This window comes from Hoylesella buccalis ATCC 35310, from assembly GCF_000177075.1.
Classification (GTDB): domain Bacteria; phylum Bacteroidota; class Bacteroidia; order Bacteroidales; family Bacteroidaceae; genus Prevotella; species Prevotella buccalis.
The window spans coordinates 1-1,123 of the sequence record NZ_ADEG01000061.1; the positions used below are offsets into that span (position 1 = coordinate 1).

The 1,123-nt window shown below is 37.1% G+C and carries 2 protein-coding genes; one reads left to right on the plus strand and one right to left on the minus strand.

Annotated elements, in window-relative coordinates; all coding sequences use genetic code 11:
- Nucleotides 1-590: restriction endonuclease subunit S (locus HMPREF0650_RS06860; protein ID WP_004349479.1), on the plus strand; the 590-nt coding region annotated here is incomplete at its 5' end.
- On the opposite strand, the gene HMPREF0650_RS06865 is transcribed toward HMPREF0650_RS06860, so the two are convergent.
- Nucleotides 570-1,123 (minus strand): restriction endonuclease subunit S (locus HMPREF0650_RS06865; RefSeq protein WP_004349480.1); only part of this gene is annotated, 554 nt, incomplete at its 5' end. The two genes, HMPREF0650_RS06860 and HMPREF0650_RS06865, sit on opposite strands and share 21 nt — an antisense overlap.

The window sequence follows — 1,123 nt, forward strand, 5'->3', positions numbered from 1 at the left end:
ACTACGAGAAGATAGGTAAGTCGGTGCAGTGCATTGCTGAAGAGATTCCGTTTGAGATACCTGTAAATTGGGCATGGGTTCGACTTGATGATATTTGCTCATTTATACATAGAGGCAAATCGCCAAAATATAGTCTAATAAAGAAGTATCCAGTGGTTGCGCAAAAGTGTAATCAATGGTCAGGATTTTCATTAGAAAAGGCAAAATTTATTGAGCCACAGAGTATTTCGTCTTATAAAGAAGAGTATATTTTGCAAGATGAAGATTTGATGTGGAACTCTACAGGATTAGGAACATTAGGAAGAATGGCTATATATTACAAAAAGCTGAACCCTTATAAGTTAGCTGTGGCTGATAGTCACGTTACAGTTATTCGTCCTTACAAACAACATATCGTTTCTGAGTACCTGTATTATTATTTTGCAAGCAACACTGTTCAATCAGTTATAGAAGACAAATCTGACGGCAGTACAAAACAAAAGGAGCTTTCAACGAAAACCGTTAAAAGCTACCTTGTTCCGCTACCTCCAATGGAGGAACAAAAGCGTATTGTTGAAAAAGTTAAAGAATTAATGCAGTTGCTCAAATAGTGTTTCTATTTGAGCAACAACGCGTTGCTGCTCCGATTCTGGTGGTATGGGATACAAATACTCTTCTATGTGGCAATTATTTATGGAGGGTGAATTGTCTCCCTTCATAAACATATTAAGCCCATCAACAATGTAGCTTGACAACATCATCCAATACAGATATTGCGGATAGATACCTATACATGGTGTTATCACATAAAATCCTGTACTTGCGATAGCGTTTTTATACTCATTTGTAACAAGTGCTATATTTTTCAGGTATGGACGTACCATGGAAAACAAGACATCGTTCTCATGTAGTTTCCTTGATGCACGGCTTGGAGCATTTTCCGTTGTGATGTGCTTTGGATTGTCAATTATATACTTTTTGTTATTAACGGCATCCACATCAATATAAACAAAATCATTTTTAGGCTTCTCAGATTCCATAGGAAGAAAGATACTTTTTCCTCTTGACCAGCTCCACGTTTCGGGTATGTCAAATGGTATCTGCTCGCTTATATCCGCAACACTTTTACCTACCTGCTCATAAT